This window comes from Mesorhizobium sp. EU05-FHT14A09, from assembly GCF_058790995.1.
The window spans coordinates 611,044-627,386 of sequence record NZ_JBYTDF010000003.1 but is presented as its reverse complement, the minus strand read 5'-3'; the positions used below and the strand labels follow the sequence as shown (position 1 = coordinate 627,386).

The window sequence follows — 16,343 nt, the reverse complement described above, 5'->3', positions numbered from 1 at the left end:
TGCTAGCCGAGCCTGCCGGCCAGGCCACGCATCAGCGCGTCCCAGGCATCGACAGCCGGATCGAGAGCGACCGCCAGCGGTTCGAACTTGCGTCGCGCCACCGCACGCGCCACCTGGAACTGGACGGCTTTGGCAACCTCGGAAATGCGCCGGGCGCTATCCGCGGCTTCAGCGAGCGATCCATCCGGACGCAACCAGTCGAGATGGCTCGCGGCCAGCTCAAAATTCGCGCCGAGCTGCCGGAGCGTATTGAACGCATATTTGTGGAAGAAATCGAAGGGTCGATCGGCCAGCCTTTCGACCTGACCGGGAAATTCCTTGGCAAAGGCCGCCACCGGATTGTCCGCGGGCCGGCGCGCAAAGTGCTGTTTTGCCAGTTGCTCGGCATGCGCATGCAGGTGGCCGTGCGCGGGCCGTTGCGCAGGGAACTTGGCGAATTCCGTATAGGGCAGGAATGGCAATTCCTCTGGCTCGTCCTTCATGTGGAACAAGCCGTCGAAATCGTCGCCTGCCAGTTGGAAGAAACCGGCGTTGTGGAAATAGTCGACGGTGCGGTTGGCAAGGTCGAGACGATTGATCGCCACCGTCGTTTTGCCATGCTCGTTCTGGTAGCCGACTCCATGCGTGTCGGGCATATAGAAACTATCCATCTCGACCAGGCAGAGCCGGCCGCGCGCCAGTTGTTCGGCGACATGCGTCTCGACCCGGTCGTAGATGGCGAGTTCGGTGCAGCGGATACCGTACAGCGCTTCCAGATCTTCCAATGGCACCTTGAAGAAAGTGAACTGGTCGCCCTCGAAATCCTGCGTCAGCGTGAAACCCAGCATCGCCGCCGGCTCGCTGCCGAAGGCATGCAATGTCTCGATCCACAGATCGACATAGCAATTGGTTTCCGGCCACATGCGTTCCGCATGATGGAGCGCATGTGGTTTGTAGCCGGCGGGGTCGAGCCCGGCAAAGACTGTCGGCAGCGCCAAGATCAGAACCCGAGTGTCTTGCGAACTGGCGCCGGCCAATCGCCGATATCCAGGCCATGATGATGAAGCAGCGCCAGCGCGATGCGCTCCAGCCCGAAACCGACGCACGCGGTGTGGGCGACTTCGCCATCGGCCGTGTTGATTTCCCAGCCTTTGCCGAAGTGATCCTGATGATAGTTGAAGCTCATGCACGCGGTCGGCTTGGTGGTCGAGGTGATCGGGATCAGCAGTTCGAACTTGAGGTTCTGGTCGCGCTGGTTGTTCTTCATCATGCGCCCGGCGCGCCCGAAGAAGGGATCGTTCGCGACATCGATCTCGACCGGCAGGCCGACCGAAGCCATCAGGGCCTTGCCCCGCTCCATCCAGTCGTTGCGGAATGCCATCACCTGATCCGGAGTGCCCATGCGCACATATTCGCGCATGCGGAAAAGCTGCATGCGGGCCGGGTCGTTGGAAGGCTCGTGGCGGAAACAGTAAGACTGCAGGTCGAACAGGCCACCGCCTTCCGGAAGCGCACCACGCTTGGCCACTGTCGGGTAGAGCGGATAGCAGGCCGCCGGCGTCAGCACGATATCGGTGCTTTCCTGGGTCTTGGTCCAGTCTTCACCCGCCTCCATGCACTGCAGGAGGTTCATGTGGTCGAGTTCATTGCCGCAAAAAGAGTGCACCGTGCCGGCAAGCTGCGGGAAGCTCTTCATGTAACCGCTGCCTTCGAAATACGCACGGTTCATGCCAGGGGGAAAACGGATCGCCTCGGCGCCGTCACCGCCGCCGATACTGTCGATCAGCGCTTCGAAGCGGGTTATGACGTCCTCGAAGCGGCCACTGCGGCCATAAAGTCCTTCGACACCGGTTTCAATCAGCAGGCCGGTTTCGAACAGCCTATCCAGAAGCGAGCTTTGCTGGTCCATGGCTTACCCCATCAGGCTCGTATCCTGCTTGTGCACAAGCAGGAGGTTCGACGTGTTGCCGAGAATACGGTCGTTGGAAATCATCAATTGCGCCGAATGCGCATCGCGCAGGTGACGGCCGAGGCTGAAGGGTGTCCCGTTCTTGTAGCCAAGGATACCGCACACCAGCATGGCATGATTGATGATGGTGAGGATCGTCTCGGAAGAGCCGATCTTGACGTTGTTCATCGCCACCGCAAAGCCGATGGAAGAAAGCCGGTCCTGATCAACCTTTGCTGCCTCAAATTCGCGCAGGCCAGCGATGATATTCGATTTCAGAAGTTGCAGCAGGCTGGATGCCTCAGCCAGCCGCAACGCGCCAGGCGGCGGTGCGCCGGGGCTCTTGCGGGCGGCCGCGCGCACGAAGCTCTGCGCTCGCGTCATCGCATTGACGGCGATGCCGTACCAGACCGCGCTCCACAACAGATGCGAAGTCGCCAGCATCGATTGCGCCGCGATCTCGGCAAATGGCTTCGGCAGGATCTGCGCTGCCGGCGCATCGCCCTTGAACAGATAACCGTCCGAGCAGGTGCCGCGCATGCCGAGCGTGTCCCACACCTGGGTGCGCTCCAGCGTATACTGGTCCTTGGCGAACACCGTCATCACCTGGTCGGTTGAAGCGGCTTCGGCATTGGCGCGCGAAGTGATCAGGATGGCGTCGGCATATTCACCGTAGGAGATGACGGTGGCGTCCTTCTCCAGGTGGCAGTCGGCCCCTTTGACCTCGATGGCACAGATGCTGTTGCGCAGATTACCGCCGATGCCGCCTTCAGTGGTGGCGGATGCCAGCAGCAATTGTTCATTGGCGACGCGGCGCATGAAGGCGCGGTGCCATTCGCTTTCCGAGCCGTGCGAGACCAGGCTGGAAAGCTTGATATGGTGCATGGCGAAGACCATCGCCGCCGAAGCACAGGATTGTCCGATCAGGGAGCAGATTTCGGCGACGTCCGGTATCGTCGCGTTCTCCCCGCCGAGTTCATTGCCGATCTGAATGGAAAGCAGCCGCTCGATCCGCATGGCATCGACAGCCTCGCGTGGAAAGCGGCTCTTGATGTCTACGTCGTCGGCATGAGCGGCGGCAACCGCCGCTACGCGACCGGCGCGTTCAGCGAGACTGGTGCTGGCCGGTGCGTTCATTGTGCCGCCGGAACTCCGCTGAGGATGCTTTGCACGGCGGCAGCGATCGCATCGACGCTCTGGAACGTCTTTCGGTTGAGCAGCGAATCCGGGAATTCGAGATCGAACGCCTCTTCGAGGGCCAGCATGATCTGAACCGAGGCGAAGGAAGACAATCCCGCCGCGTAGAGGTCGGACTGGTCACCGAGCGACTCGACCCCACCGGGCAAACCGCCGCGCGCGGCCAGAATTTCACGAATTTTCGATTTCACATCACTCACAACAGTCACCATGCCCTACAAGGAACGCGCCGTCCTCGTGCCCTCTCTAGATTAGCCGAAATAAGATCGCATGAACGTGAATGGATAATAGCCTGTAAACCCGCGCCTTCACGCTAGCGCATCGGCCCGGGAAGGGAAATCCATTTCGACAACCACGCCGCGTGCGTTCAAGCACTGGAGTATCCTTTGCGTGTCCTGCGGTACCGGATCCTGCCCTAAAGTGTGAAGGACCAGAACAGACAGGCAAGTGTTGCAGCCGCAAAGACAACCAGGAACAGGCTGCGCAGGAGAACGTTGCGTCTCAGTTCGTTCGTGACGAGATGGCAACCCACCACTGCCGCGACGAACAGGAAGCGCCAGTTCCACAGCGCCCACAGCGCACTGCTTTGACCGAAGGCCCAGCGCGCTGCCAGCGAGCCGACGATGCTGGCGAACAGCACCACCACGGCCCAGACGATGATGTCGGCGGCATTGAGCAGGACGATGCTCGCCGCGCGTAGCGGCAGGACCATCATCAGCATGGCGCAGAAAAAGTAGAGTGCGGCGAGCGGCAGGAAAGTCATTGCATCGGCAATGTCATCCAGCCGCTTCACCCCGATGGCACCGAGCGGGTAGCCATGTTGCGCGACGGCAAGGCTGAGGGCCATCAGCAAGGCCGAGAAGACGGCGACCAGCGCAAATGAAGTGACGATCTTGCTCATAGTGCTCCTTCCGGCGAATCGGATCGGAGCAAGGTTAGAGCGTTTCCGTTTTTCACGGAAACGCGGAAACACTCTAACTCTTTGTTCTTACGCAATTCCGGACGGAAAACCGATCCGCACTTTCCCGGAATTGCTCTGGCGTCATGTCGTAAACCTCGGGTAAGCCGAAGCCGGTTTCGTCAGGCTTTGACCTGAACCGGCGCGGCCTGCCTTGCCTGGGTTGCCGGTGCCCTCACCTCTTCCAGGCGTCGGCCGCTGTCGGCGTCGAACAGATGAATGGCGCCCGGATCGACCGAGAAAAAGAAAGGCTGGCCTGTCTGCAGTTCGTCATGGGTGGCGACATGGACGATCATGGGCTGCCCGCCGAACGAGCCATGCAGCAGCTTGGCGATGCCGAGTTCCTCGGCGAAATCGAAGCGGGCAGACAGTGGTCCTGAACCGAACTTCACCGCCTCCGCGCGGAAACCGGCGATCACCGGCCCATGGCCGATCTCCGGCCACTGGTTGCGATCATAGGCAAGCTGCTGGCCATCCGGCAGTTTGATGATGCCTTCGTCCGGGTGCGCGGCGCCCTTCAGCAGGTTGAGCCCGGGCGAGCCGATGAAATTGGCGACATAGGTGGTCTCGGGCCGGCCATAGACCTCGCTCGGCGTGCCGACCTGCTCGATGCCGCCCTTGTTCATCACCACGATGCGGTCGGCCAGGGTCATCGCCTCGACCTGATCGTGCGTCACGAAAAGCGTGGTCGCGCCGAGCCGCTGGTGCAGCTTGCGGATTTCGACGCGCATGGCGACGCGCAGGGTCGCGTCCAGATTGGACAGCGGCTCGTCATAGAGGAACACTTTCGGTTCGCGGATCATGGCGCGGCCCATGGCCACGCGCTGACGCTGGCCGCCGGAAAGCTGTCCCGGCTTGCGCTCGAGAAATTCGCTCAGACCGAGCGTCGCCGCCACCTTGTTGACGCGCTCGGTGCGTTCGGCTTTCGGAAGCCCGGCGATCTTCAGCGAATAACCAATGTTCTTGGCCACCGACATGTGCGGGTAGAGCGCATAGTTCTGGAACACCATGGCGCAGCCGCGCTCGCGCGGCTCCAGTTTGTTGACCAGGCGCCCTGCAATGGAAACCTCGCCGGAGGTGATCGATTCCAGGCCGGCCACCATGCGCAGCAGCGTGGACTTGCCGCAGCCGGATGGGCCGAGGATGACGATCAGCTCGCCGCTGGCAACATCGAGGTTCACGCCATGCACGACCTCGTTCTTGGCGTAGGATTTGCGCACGTCGCGCAGAGTGATTTCGGCCATGGGAGATTGTCCCTTATTTTTCGGTGGAGATGAGGCCGCGCACGAACCAGCGCTGCAGGAAGATGGTGACCAGAACCGGCGGGGTCAGCACGATCAGGTTGGCGGCCATGGCGACGTTCCAGATCGGCGGCTCGCCGAACACCGGCCCCGGCACGATCTTCTGCAGCTGCATGGTGGCGGTGGCGAAGTTCTGCTGGTCGGTTACAACCAGAAGCGGCCACAGATACTGGTTCCACGACCAGACGAACATGATGGTGGCGAGTGCGGCCATATTGGTCTTGGACAGCGGCATCAGCACTTCGAGGAAGAAGCGGACCGGCCCCGACCCGTCCATCTTGGCGGCTTCGGTCAATTCGTCAGGAACGGTAAGGAAGAACTGACGGTAGAGGAAGGTTCCGGTCGCCGTGGCGATCAGCGGCAGGATCAGGCCGGAATAAGAATTGAGCAGGTTCCACTCGGGCAATCCGACCGAGATGCCGAACAGGCCGAAGATCGCCTTGAATGGCCGCAGCGCGTCGGCCGCGACCGCGTAGGTGGGCACGATGCGCACTTCCAGCGGCAGCATCAGGGTGATGAAGATCAACCAGAACATCACCATCCTGAGCTTGTAGCGGAAATAGACGATCGAGAATGCCGACAGCGCCGCGATCACGATCTTGCCGATGGTGACGCCGCCGGCAACGATAATCGAGTTCAGCATGACGCGGCCGAAATTGCCGCGCTCCCAGGCGGTCGCCATGTTCTCGAAGAAATGGCTGCCGGGCCACAGCGGCATCGGCACCTGGTTGACGGTGTGGAAGTCATGGCTTGCCGCCACGAAGATGATCCAGAACGGGATCAGCAGCGCCACGAGGCTGCCGATCAGCAACGCGTGGGTGATGAAGTCGAGAACGGGGGTACGTTCGATCACGGCCAGACCTCCGTTCAGCGATAGTGGACGCGCCGCTCGACGAAGCGGAACTGGATGAAGGTCAGCGCGATCACCAGCGCCATCAGCACGATCGATTGCGCGGCGGCGAGCGAGTAGTCCTTGCCCTGGAAACCGTCGGTGTAGATCTTGTAGACCATCAGCTCGGTCGCCCTTGCCGGCCCGCCGGACGTGGTGATGTCGACGATGCCGAAACTGTCGACGAAGCTGTCGGTGATGTTGATCACGATCAGGAAGAACAACGTCGGCGTGATCAGCGGCAGCTGGATGTCCCACATGCGCCGCAGTACGCCGGCGCCGTCCATGGCACCGGCTTCCGAGATCGGCCGCGGGATTGACTGCAGCGCCGCCAGGAAGAAGATGAAGTTGTAACCCACCATCTTCCAGCTTTGCGCCAGCACGATCAGCGTGAAGGCGTCATAGCCGTTGAGCGCCGGGTTCCAGAGACCGGGAAAGGCGTGGTTGATCGCCGAGACGAAACCGGCATCGGGCGAGAAGATGAAGCGGAACGCCAGGCCGACGGCAGGCGCTGCCAGCGCGTAAGGCAGGAAGAAGGTAAACTTGTAGACCTGGTGCCCGGGCAGCCGGCGGTCGACAAAAAGCGCGAGCAGCGTGGCAATGGCCAGCGACAGCACGGTCGCCGAGAAAGCGAAGGTCAGCGAGACACGCACCGAGTTCCAGTATTTCGCATCCTCGAACACGGTGATGAAGTTCTGCAGGCCGACCCACTGGTTGCTGCCGCCGAAAGGCGGCTCCAGCGTCAGCGACCAGTAAAGTGCTTCCCCGGACGGCCAATAGAAGAAGACGAAGATCAGAAGCATCTGCGGAGCAATGAAGGCCGCCGCCAGCCACAGGTTGGAGAAGGTGGCACGCTTTTCCATGCGGACGCTCCTTGCCTAGAGCATTTTTGTAGCCACATGGAATCACTTGGCGTTACAAAAATGCAGTGAAACAAAAACTTAGAGCGCTTCCGCGGTTCCGTTAAAAACGGAAACGCTCTAGTCGTTTTTATGAAAAGGGCGCCGCAGCAAGTGCGGCGCCCGGGATATGCCGTGGCTGCTTACGGCAGGGCCACGCCCTTGTAGGTCTGCTCGTAGCGGCGCAGGATCTGGTTGCCGCGCTCGACGACGGCATCGATGGCAGTCTGCATGTCCTTCTGGCCGGTGAAGGCAGCTTCCAGCTCGGAGCGCAGCTCGGCGCGGATCGAGGTGAAGTTGCCGAGGCGGATGCCGCGCGAGAGCGGCGTGACATCGGAGGCGGTCAGCGAGGCAATCGCGATGTCGCGGTTGACGCGCTTCGGATCCTTGTAGAAGCCTTCGGACTTCAGGAGCTCATAGCCCTTGGTGGTGACCGGAATGTAGCCGGTGTTTTCAGCGATGTACTTCTCGCCGGTGTCCGGAGCGGTGACGTATTTCAGGAAAGCGGCTGCAGCTTCGTATTCTGCCGGCGACTTGCCTTCCATCACCCACAGCGAAGCACCGCCGACCATCGAGTTGGTGCGCTTGGCAGCATCGATGACCGGCATCATGGCAACGTCCCACTTCAGGTCCTTGGCCTGGGTGTTGTGCACGGTGCCGTGGTTGGCGATCGACGTGATCGTGGCGGCGCAGGTGCCGTCGGCAAACGCCTGGACGACGTCCTTGCCCATCTGCTTGGTCTGGATCTTGGCATAGCCGGCGTCGAGCCAGGACTTGAAGTCCTTCATGTGGCCGACGAAAGCGGTCTTGTTGAAGGCGAGTTCGGCGCCAAGGCCGCCATAGCCGTTGTCCAGCGTGGCCAGCGGAATGGAGTTGGTCGCCGAGAACTGCTCGAGATCCATCCAGGAATCGAAGTCGAAGGCAAAGCCGCAAGGAACGCCGGCAGCCTTCATCGCCTTCAGGTCTTCGCCGAATTCGGCCCAGGTCTTCGGCGCTTCGGTCTTGCCGATTTTCGCGAAAGCTTCCTTGTTCCAGTAGAACACGGCGGTCGAGGAGTTGTAGGGGAACGACCACATTTCGCCGCTGGAGGTGGCGTAGTAGTTGGCGATGCCGGGGAAGTAGGACTTCCAGTCGATGTCGAGCTTGTAGTCCTTGGCGAACTTGGTGGCCGGATAGATGGCGCCCGACAGCATGAAGTTCACAGTGCCGGCGTCATAAATCTGCACGATCGTCGGATGCTGCTTGGAACGGAAGGCCGCGATGGTGTTCTGCTCGGCCTTGTCGTAGCCACCCTGCCCGGTGCAGACGGCTTCGTATTTATCCTGCGACTGGTTGAACAGCTGGCAGTGCTTGGCCACCACTTCGCCGAGGTCGCCGGTGAGCCCATACCAGAATTCGAATTTGGTGCGTTCGGCGGCATTGGCGCCGGTGGCAAGGACGACGGCCGTCGTCGCAAGCAGGATTAATCGTTTCATTCGTCCTCTCCAGACAGGAAGGTTGCTGCGCGAGCGCAACGCCCGCTACGGCGCCTCCCCTAGAGAGATCACATGACAGCCTCGTTGTGGTTTCGTGATGATATGACGACAATCCCCACCAGGGCGGGATGGCAGCGATCATATTCGCTTTCTAAGCGGAGAGCTCACCAGAGCATCCCGGCAAACGGATTCAGCGATTTGCGGCCGGATTTGCACAACAGAGCGCGGCCGAACCCGCTCGGCTTATTCAGACACCCGCGTCGCGGATTTCAAAGACATTGCCGCCGCTGGTGACGAAGCGCCCGCGCTCGCCACGACGCACGCTGTAGCACTTCTCGCCGCCGTCGCGGATCTCGCTCCACACGGTGCACAACTCACCATCGCGGAGTGCCCAGCGGCCCTTGTCGCCTTGCTGGACCGAATTGCCGCCCGAATTGTCAATCGTGATCTCGGCGGAGCCGTCGGGCGCCAGGATCAGCGAACCGCCGCGCCAGCCGCCATCCTCCCACCAGGCGATGGCGTGTCCCACCAGCTCGTTCTTCAACTCGATTGAAGTGAGATCGCCCGCACCGGCTGCGCCGGCGAGAAGCGTCGAAGCGACCAGGACTGCCGAATGCAAAGCCATGCGACGCAACGTCCGAATCCCCATCGATGACGATCAGGTGACGATTCAATGACATTTGCCGGCTTCTGTCGAGCCTAGCCCGCATTTTTCACACTCGATGTGGGCTAGATTGCAGCGGGCCATATCCGGTTTTCCCCAGGCAGCGTCAGGGAAGTGTCATGTCCCGGTCAGATGCCGGACATGAAAACACGCCATGGTCGCGAGCGGCCTGTCGAGCAGCGCTCGGCCGAAACCCAGCCCAATACTTGCCAGCCTATCAGTTGAAGGACCAAGCCCATGTCAGCCGTCACCGGCACCGGAATCTCTGCCCACAAACGCGCCAACGATCTCTCGGATTTCGCCGAAGAACTCGACATGATCGAGGAACTCGGTGTCGAGGCAATCGAACTGCCGACCTACGATATGGACATCGTCGTCGGCGGCAAGATCAGGAAGCCGCAGCTCGCCGCCCTGAAGCGCGCCTGCGCCGGCCGCGACGTCGTCTACTCCGTGCACGGCCCGCTCGCCATCAACTTCATGGACGAAGCCTACCGGCTGCCGCGCCATTTCGAGGTACTGCAGGCGTCCCTGGAAGTGGCGGCCGAGGTCGGCGCCGAGCATTATGTGATCCATTCCGGCCTGATGCCGATGCAGCAGGCCGACGGCGTCGAGGCCGGCTATCAGCGCCAGCGCGAATGGCTGGCCAAGAGTGGCGACATCGCCCGCCAGCACGGTTTGATCCTTTGCGTCGAAACCCTGTTTGCAGGATATGACGGCAAGGCGCTCGCCGCTTCACCGTCGCGGCTCGCCAGGGAACTCGGCGCGATCAACCATCCCAACGTCATGGCCACGCTCGACTTCAGCCATGCCTATCTGCAACTCGATTTCGACGGCCATCGTGACGCGTTCGTCGACCAGGTGAAGGCGCTGTCGCCATATGCACGCCACCTGCATGTCCATGACAGCTTCGGCCGCCAGGACGACATCTGGATGTTCACCGATGGCGAGCGCGTCGCCTATGGCCACGGCGATCTCCACCTGCCGGTCGGCTGGGGCGACATTCCCTGGGACAGGCTGATGAGCGAATGCGAGTTCCCGGACGGCGTGCTGTTCAACATCGAGCTGAAGGACCGCTACTGGTACGCTGCCCAGGATACGGTCGACGCCACCAGGCAGCTTGCAAACAAGGCCCGTTTCGTGCGGACCGCCGCCGCGGCATAAATCTCAAGCCTGTGCCCGAAGCCTGTCGAAATCGGCTTCACGACGGGCCAGGGTTGTCGCATTTAAGAATCCCCCTCTCCGTCTCGGCTTCGCCGATCCACCTCTCCCCCGCGTTGCGGGGGCGAGGAACCCAAGCTGGAAAAGCGCCGGCGTTGGAACTGCGGTTCCTCGCCCTGCCGAAGGCGGGGAGAGGTGGCGCCTACGGCGGCTCAGCCGCCGGAGAAGCGGTGACGGAGAGGGGGCCTTTGCATCAAAATGCGATAGCCCTAACGACAGGCCACCGCTCTCTCGATCAGGCCAGATCGAAATGTCGCGGGAAGGCATGGTGTAGCAGTGTCGCGATCGTCCTGGCCGGGACATCGGACTGCAGGTCGGGCGGGTTGAGGTGACCCCAGTACCACGCTCCCTGGACCAGGTAGTTTAGGCTTTCGGACATCGATCTCGGGTCGACATTGTCATAGTTGCCGAGCCGCACGATCTCGGCCAGCAGCTCGCTGGCTTCCGCATTATAGGCGAGGTCTCCAGGCAGCCCGATCTCCTTGTAGATCTGCATGCTCTTGCGGTCGCTGCCGAAGATGACGAAGACCGAAACCCATTTCGGATGCTGGCGCGCGAAGCGCCGTCCGCATTCGACCGCGCCCGTCACGCGCTGCACGGCTGACAGGCCGGGCCCGCGCACCATGCTGGTCCACAGCGCGTCATACTGATCGCTGAGATATTGCAGCACCGCCCGCAGCAGGTTCTCCTTGTTGCCGAAGTGGAAGACCACCAGCGCATTGGAGGCCCCTGCCTGTTTGGCGATGGCTTGCATGGTCAGGCTGGACAAGCCCTCCTCGGCGATCAGGTCGATGGCTGCGTCGATGATGCGCTGGATGCTGGCCTCGCCGCGTTGACGCCGACGATCCCCCGTGCCCGCCGGGCGCTCGACCACGGCGTTTGCCTGTCTGCCAGCCGTGGCTGCTTTGCCTTGTGCCATCTTGCTTCAGTCCCTTGCACCGGCGATGGGCGACCATGCCCGACGCCGGCTCATTCCCTTCGCGGCCGGCCGCCGTCACAGCGACGGGCGCGCCGCAGCGTCGTCGTACCATTGGCCCCGTGCCGTTTCATAGGCCATTGCCGCACGGAATACATCGGCGTCGCTATAGGTTCGGCCGACAATCTGGATGCCGGTCGGCACGCCGTTCGTCGCGCGGCCGGAGGGCATGGAAACCACCGGGCACCGGCTCAGCATGTTGAACGGGGTGGTCATCACCCAGCCGAGCGACGGGTTCACCGTCTTGCCGTTGATCTGCACCGTGTCCCTGGAGTGGTCGAACTCCGCCGCCACCGCCGGCAGCGCATTGGTCGGGCACACCAGCACATCATATTTTTCGAGCAGCGGCCCGAGCGACTGGTACATCCGCCCCGCCACCTCCAGCGTTGCGACGAAGTCGGTCGCCTTCGATTTCTGCCCATCCTCGGCGAATTGCCGCGCATAACTCGTCATGTCGTTGCCATGCTCCTTGAGCAGACCGGCAAGCGATGCGCCGAAGATATGCTCGAGATAGGCCATGCCGGATTTCAGCACCTCGTCGCCCCAGCCGAGATCGACCTCTTCCACCGTCGCGCCCAGCGAACGGAACACCTCGCAGGCTTCCAGCGTGTTCTTGCGCACGTCCGGGCTCACCTCGAAGGAGCCGAGATCCATCGAGAAGGCAATCCGCCAGCCCTTGATCGGCTTGTAGTCGAGCGGCAGCCTGAGCTTCGGGCGCAATGTGGAGATGTCGAGCGGGCTCGGCCCGGTCATGACGTTCTGCAACAGGATCGCGTCGGTGACGTTGCGCGCCAGCGGCCCGGTGTGACAGTAGAAATCGAGGTTGAAGGGCGGCTCGTCCGGATTGCGGCCATAGGGCGGCTTGAAGCCGACAAGCCCACATGCCGAAGCGGGAATGCGGATGGACCCGGCGATGTCGGAGCCGGTTGCGATCGCCGATGTGCCCGCGGCAAGCGTCGCACCCGAACCGCCGGAAGAACCGCCGGGCGTGAAGTCGGGGTTCCACGGATTGCGCGTGACGCCCCAGCGCCTGGACCAAGTGTAGCCGGCGCAGCTGAATTCGGGCGTCGCGGTGCGCGCATGCACGATGCCGCCCGCCTTGATGATGCGCTCGTTGATCGTGGACGTATGGTCGCTGATCGCGCCCTGGGTCAGCAGTGAGCCATGCGAGGTCGGCTTGCCCTTGATGTAGCTCTCGTCCTTGATGCCGATCGGCAGGCCTTCGAGGACCCCGGTCCTGGCGCCCTTGGCGTATCTGGCCTCGGCCTTGCGGGCCAGGTCCAGCGCTTCGTCGAAATAGGTGAAGGTGAGGCAGTTGATCGAGGATTTCGTCGCCTCGGCGCGCCTGATGGTGGCTTCCATCAGTTCAACCGGGGAAAGTTTCTTCGTCTTGAACAGCTGCAGCGCCTTGCTGGCCGGCATGTAGCAAAGGTCGAGATCGGACATGCGTGGTCTCCGGCGATCGGGCGATCGCGATTGTGGTCAGGGAGCAATTCCAGCAAAACTGTTTGCGGTTTCCGTCCGGAATTGCGTGAAGACAAGGAGTTGGAGCGTTTCCGCGTTTCCGTGAGAAACGCTCCAGGGATGGCTGTCCGGGCGGCGCCCGGAACTGGCTGGTGGGGGCGCTATTTCTGGATGTCGGTCCAGATCTTGGTGTAGAGCTGCAGCACCGGCTGCGGGCAGATCGGCATCACTTCGCCCTTCGCCAGGAACTCGGCCGGGATGTTGACCTCCGGCGCGTCCTTCATGTCGGCCGGCATGAACTTCTCGGACCCTTTGATGCCATTGGCATAGCGGGCGAAAGCCGAGATCATCGCGGCGTTTTCCGGATCCATGATGAAGTTCTGGAACAGCTTGGCGTTGTCGACATTCTTGGCGTCCTTCAGCACGGCGACATTGTCCATGAAGATCGGATAGCCTTCCTTGGGGTAGCCGTAGATAATGTCCTTGTTCTGCAATCGCTGGCGCAGCGAGATGCCGTTCCAGTTCACGCCGGCCGCAATGTCGCCGCGACCGAGACCGTCTACGGCGGCGTAGTCCAGTGACAGCCACTTCGCTTTGGCCTCGACCAGCTTGTCGCGCACCTTGTCTTCGGTGCAGAACTTGCCGCCGAAATAAGTGATGGCGAAATACATGATGTCGCCCATCTCGGGCACGACATTGATCTTGCCGGCGAGCTCGGGCGGCGGGTCGAGGAAGATCGCCGAGGTGTTGATGTCGCCGGAATAGACGGATTTGTTGACCGATATGCCGGTGCTGCCCCACTGCCACGGCACGGTGTATTTGCGGCCGGGGTCGAACGGCACGTCGACCCAGCGCGGATCGACATTCTTGAAGTTCTCCATCTGGTCGGGGCGCGTTTCGAGCAGCAGCCCTTCGCTGATCCAGATCGGGATCACACTGGCCGACGGGACGACGATGTCGTAGCCGGATGCGCCCTGGCGCACCTTGGCGAGCGCGGTGTCGTTGGAATCGTAGTCGGTGACGGTGACCTTGATGTCGTATTGTTTCTCGAACTTCTTGATCAGTTCGGGACTGGTGTAGTTGCCCCAATTGTAGATGTTGAGCACGCCTTCTGCGCGAGCGACACCGGTTGCGGCCAGAAACGACAGACCAAGCGCCGCAGCCGCCATTTTCAGGTTCATGCGCATTCCTCCTTTTGAGGTCCTGCCGGCAGCCGGCGGATCCATTTCGCCCTTCCGGCCAACCGAATGGCCAGGACGGTCTCCTGATGTGTTCCCTTGGGAGTCGGTCCTTCGCCGGGCGGCTGGCCGATCTTGTTCCCGCCGCCAGATTATTATTACTAACTATTTAGTCAATATCTTTTTCGATGCGGCAGGAGGTTCGCGGCGTCGGGCTGCTCGGCATATCCCGGCATCGAAAGCAGATGGTGATGTGGGGCGTTTCTGTTTTGGTGCAATTCGGGAGCTCCGGCGCCCCCCAGGGCGGCCTGCCACTGGATTGGGCACAGCCAGTCGATGCGTATCTGCATCACACGCCGCTGGAGCATCACGGAGGCTCGGCTCCGCAGGTGTTTTTAAGCAAACTCCACCATTCCTCAACTTAATGTCCACCCCCGGCCAACCATCGCGTGCATTGAAGAGTGTCGCGGGGTGGCTTGTCGCCCCATCATCGCAGCTGCGGCCCAACCAAGGCCGAGTGTTTCGCGGGGGACCAGCGGAAGCTGGTTTTTACTCCCGACGAACTACTCCAGCGCAGTGACTGATGCTGACCAGATGAGCATTCGCTATCTCGGTCGAGGTTCCCACTGATATGAAAAAGTGCATCGTGCCCATCGCACTTACGGTCATGTTGACGGGGTGTAGCGGCAGCTCTTCGCTCGAGGGCAGCTGGCGTCATGAACGCGGAGGCGTCCTGACCTTTCGCAAAGACGGCAAGCTGACACTGACCGAAACGGATGGCCGCACCCATTCCGGTAGGTGGAAAGACAACTGGAAGAACCGATACTCAAGTGAGGTCGAGCTGACGCTGGATGGCATTCTGTGCAGCAGCCTGGAGAAGTGCAATTACCAGATCACCATTGAAAAAGGCGTGAGCACCCTTTGGATCGAAGGCTGTATCTTGACCGGCATCCTGAAAAAGCAATGACCTTGTGGAGAGCGGACCTCCTTCGCCCAACGCCAGGTTGAACGGGGCCGGGCTCTTCAATGCCCGACATCAACCGGACCAGAAGAGACCTTTTCCTGGGCTCGGTCAGATTGAGCGCGAGGCAAATGAATCTCGAAAGTAGCACCTTTGGGTGTCGCTGCGCGCGCCAGCGCCTCACCGCCATGCGCTTGCGCTATGGCCTGTACCACCGCAAGGCCGAGGCCGCTGCCGCCTCTTGCACGCGAACGCGATTCATCTGCCCGCCAAAAGGGCTCGAATACCAGTCGTTCGCTGCCAGGGGGCAAGCCGGGCCCTTCGTCAGAGATGCGAACTACCCCGGCACCTGGTGTCACATGGGTTTCGATCCGCAAAATACCAGGGGAGGCATATCTCCGCGCATTGTCGAGGATGGCAAGAATTGCCTGTCTCACCCGAGCACTGTCGGCCACGACCTGTACGCTGCTGCCCAAATCGAACAAGACATCGATGCCGGCATCTTTGAGTTCTGATGCAACAACTGAGGTCACCGTTGCGACCTCAGTTGCGAGGTCGATATTTTCGAGTTGAAGCTCCAGCCGGCCACCGCGCGCTAGAGTGAAAACCCTGAGGTCCCCGACAATACGTGTGAGGCTATCGACCTGGGCAATGAGGCCTCCCGCTGTCTCCGGCGCGAAAGCGCCATCGGAGATTCCCTGGAGTCGCCCCCGCAAGATCGTTAGTGGTGTTCTGAGTTCGTGGGCGATTGCCGAATTCCAGGCGCGCATCTCGGCATCCGACAGCCTCAATCGATCGGCCATCGCGTTGAAATCGTGTACGAGCTGCCGCGTTTCATCAAACATCGCGCCATGAAAAACCGCTTGGGCCGTCAGGTCGCCGCGGGCGATGGATTGTGCAGCTGAGCCGACCGCCTCCAGAGGCCCAATCAGACGGCGCGTAAACTTTGCCGCAGCCACAGTTGCGCAGACCATGCCCAGCACCCAAAGGGTGATGAAGGCCGCCCATTCCAGGGGCTGTGGCCAGGATGAATTCCAATCGTTTTCCCAAAACAGCGGATCGATGTGTTCGACGAACGCATAAAAAAGAACCATCCCGGCAATCGTCAGCGCGAGTGCAAATCCGGTGACGGCTGCCATCCAAATCAAAAGCTGACGGTTGAGTCGCGTTATCGAGCGCATGGAAGCTCCGTACTGATTGCGCGCGGTCTACCCAGCTGCTTTGGGACGCCGACCC

General features: G+C 61.4%; 16 protein-coding genes. 2 read left to right on the top strand and 14 right to left on the bottom strand.

The features are described 5' to 3' along the window. Positions 1-2: 2 nt before the first annotated feature. The 10 genes from AC3WTO_RS14665 to AC3WTO_RS14620 form a co-directional block, all read right to left on the bottom strand. Positions 3-971 carry a DUF1839 family protein gene (locus AC3WTO_RS14665; RefSeq protein ID WP_492461557.1) on the bottom strand — a complete coding sequence of 323 codons (969 nt, stop codon included), beginning with the start codon at positions 969-971 and terminating at the stop codon, positions 3-5. 8 nt (positions 972-979) lie between these two features. Next, positions 980-1,888, bottom strand: a complete 909-nt coding sequence (locus tag AC3WTO_RS14660; protein WP_492461431.1) for an amino acid--[acyl-carrier-protein] ligase — start codon at positions 1,886-1,888, stop codon at positions 980-982. Positions 1,889-1,891: 3 nt separating this feature from the next. Continuing rightward, entirely contained in the window at positions 1,892-3,064 is a 1,173-nt protein-coding gene (locus AC3WTO_RS14655) for an acyl-CoA dehydrogenase family protein (RefSeq protein ID WP_492461430.1), read from the bottom strand. Next, entirely contained in the window at positions 3,061-3,315 is a 255-nt protein-coding gene (locus tag AC3WTO_RS14650) for an acyl carrier protein (protein ID WP_492461556.1), read from the bottom strand. The genes AC3WTO_RS14655 and AC3WTO_RS14650 overlap by 4 nt, the downstream gene beginning before the upstream one ends. 224 nt (positions 3,316-3,539) lie before the next feature. Then, positions 3,540-4,025, bottom strand: a complete 486-nt coding sequence (locus AC3WTO_RS14645) for a hypothetical protein (RefSeq protein WP_492461429.1) — start codon at positions 4,023-4,025, stop codon at positions 3,540-3,542. A gap of 179 nt (positions 4,026-4,204) precedes the next feature. Beyond that, positions 4,205-5,326 (bottom strand): sn-glycerol-3-phosphate ABC transporter ATP-binding protein UgpC, encoded by a 1,122-nt coding sequence (ugpC, locus tag AC3WTO_RS14640; protein ID WP_492461428.1) that lies wholly within the window; start codon positions 5,324-5,326, stop codon positions 4,205-4,207. 13 nt (positions 5,327-5,339) lie between these two features. Beyond that, entirely contained in the window at positions 5,340-6,236 is an 897-nt protein-coding gene (locus tag AC3WTO_RS14635; protein ID WP_492461427.1) for an ABC transporter permease subunit, read from the bottom strand. A gap of 14 nt (positions 6,237-6,250) precedes the next feature. Beyond that, positions 6,251-7,135 (bottom strand): carbohydrate ABC transporter permease, encoded by an 885-nt coding sequence (locus AC3WTO_RS14630; protein WP_492461426.1) that lies wholly within the window; start codon positions 7,133-7,135, stop codon positions 6,251-6,253. A gap of 179 nt (positions 7,136-7,314) precedes the next feature. Beyond that, positions 7,315-8,646: an extracellular solute-binding protein gene (locus tag AC3WTO_RS14625; protein ID WP_492461425.1), complete on the bottom strand. Its 1,332-nt coding sequence runs from the start codon at positions 8,644-8,646 to the stop codon at positions 7,315-7,317. A gap of 247 nt (positions 8,647-8,893) precedes the next feature. Then, a complete protein-coding gene (locus AC3WTO_RS14620) occupies positions 8,894-9,271 on the bottom strand; it encodes a hypothetical protein (protein WP_492461424.1) in 378 nt (125 codons plus the stop codon). 276 nt (positions 9,272-9,547) lie between these two features. On the opposite strand from AC3WTO_RS14620, the gene AC3WTO_RS14615 reads away from it, so the two are divergent. Next, the gene (locus tag AC3WTO_RS14615; RefSeq protein WP_492461423.1) at positions 9,548-10,471 is read left to right on the top strand and encodes a sugar phosphate isomerase/epimerase family protein; all 924 of its coding nucleotides are present in this window, start codon (positions 9,548-9,550) and stop codon (positions 10,469-10,471) included. Between the two features lie 292 nt (positions 10,472-10,763). Here AC3WTO_RS14615 and AC3WTO_RS14610 read toward each other — a convergent pair whose 3' ends face one another. From AC3WTO_RS14610 to AC3WTO_RS14600, 3 genes are all read right to left on the bottom strand, one after another. After that, positions 10,764-11,447 carry a TetR/AcrR family transcriptional regulator gene (locus AC3WTO_RS14610; RefSeq protein ID WP_492461422.1) on the bottom strand — a complete coding sequence of 228 codons (684 nt, stop codon included), beginning with the start codon at positions 11,445-11,447 and terminating at the stop codon, positions 10,764-10,766. 75 nt (positions 11,448-11,522) lie between these two features. Beyond that, entirely contained in the window at positions 11,523-12,950 is a 1,428-nt protein-coding gene (locus AC3WTO_RS14605; protein ID WP_492461421.1) for an amidase, read from the bottom strand. Between the two features lie 179 nt (positions 12,951-13,129). Beyond that, entirely contained in the window at positions 13,130-14,149 is a 1,020-nt protein-coding gene (locus tag AC3WTO_RS14600; RefSeq protein ID WP_492461420.1) for an extracellular solute-binding protein, read from the bottom strand. 643 nt (positions 14,150-14,792) lie between these two features. Between AC3WTO_RS14600 and AC3WTO_RS14595 the strand changes: the two genes are divergently transcribed. Next, positions 14,793-15,113, top strand: coding sequence for a hypothetical protein (locus AC3WTO_RS14595; protein WP_492558417.1), 321 nt, complete (start codon positions 14,793-14,795; stop codon positions 15,111-15,113). Positions 15,114-15,169: 56 nt separating this feature from the next. Here AC3WTO_RS14595 and AC3WTO_RS14590 read toward each other — a convergent pair whose 3' ends face one another. Beyond that, positions 15,170-16,288: an ATP-binding protein gene (locus tag AC3WTO_RS14590; RefSeq protein WP_492461418.1), complete on the bottom strand. Its 1,119-nt coding sequence runs from the start codon at positions 16,286-16,288 to the stop codon at positions 15,170-15,172. Positions 16,289-16,343: the final 55 nt, after the last annotated feature.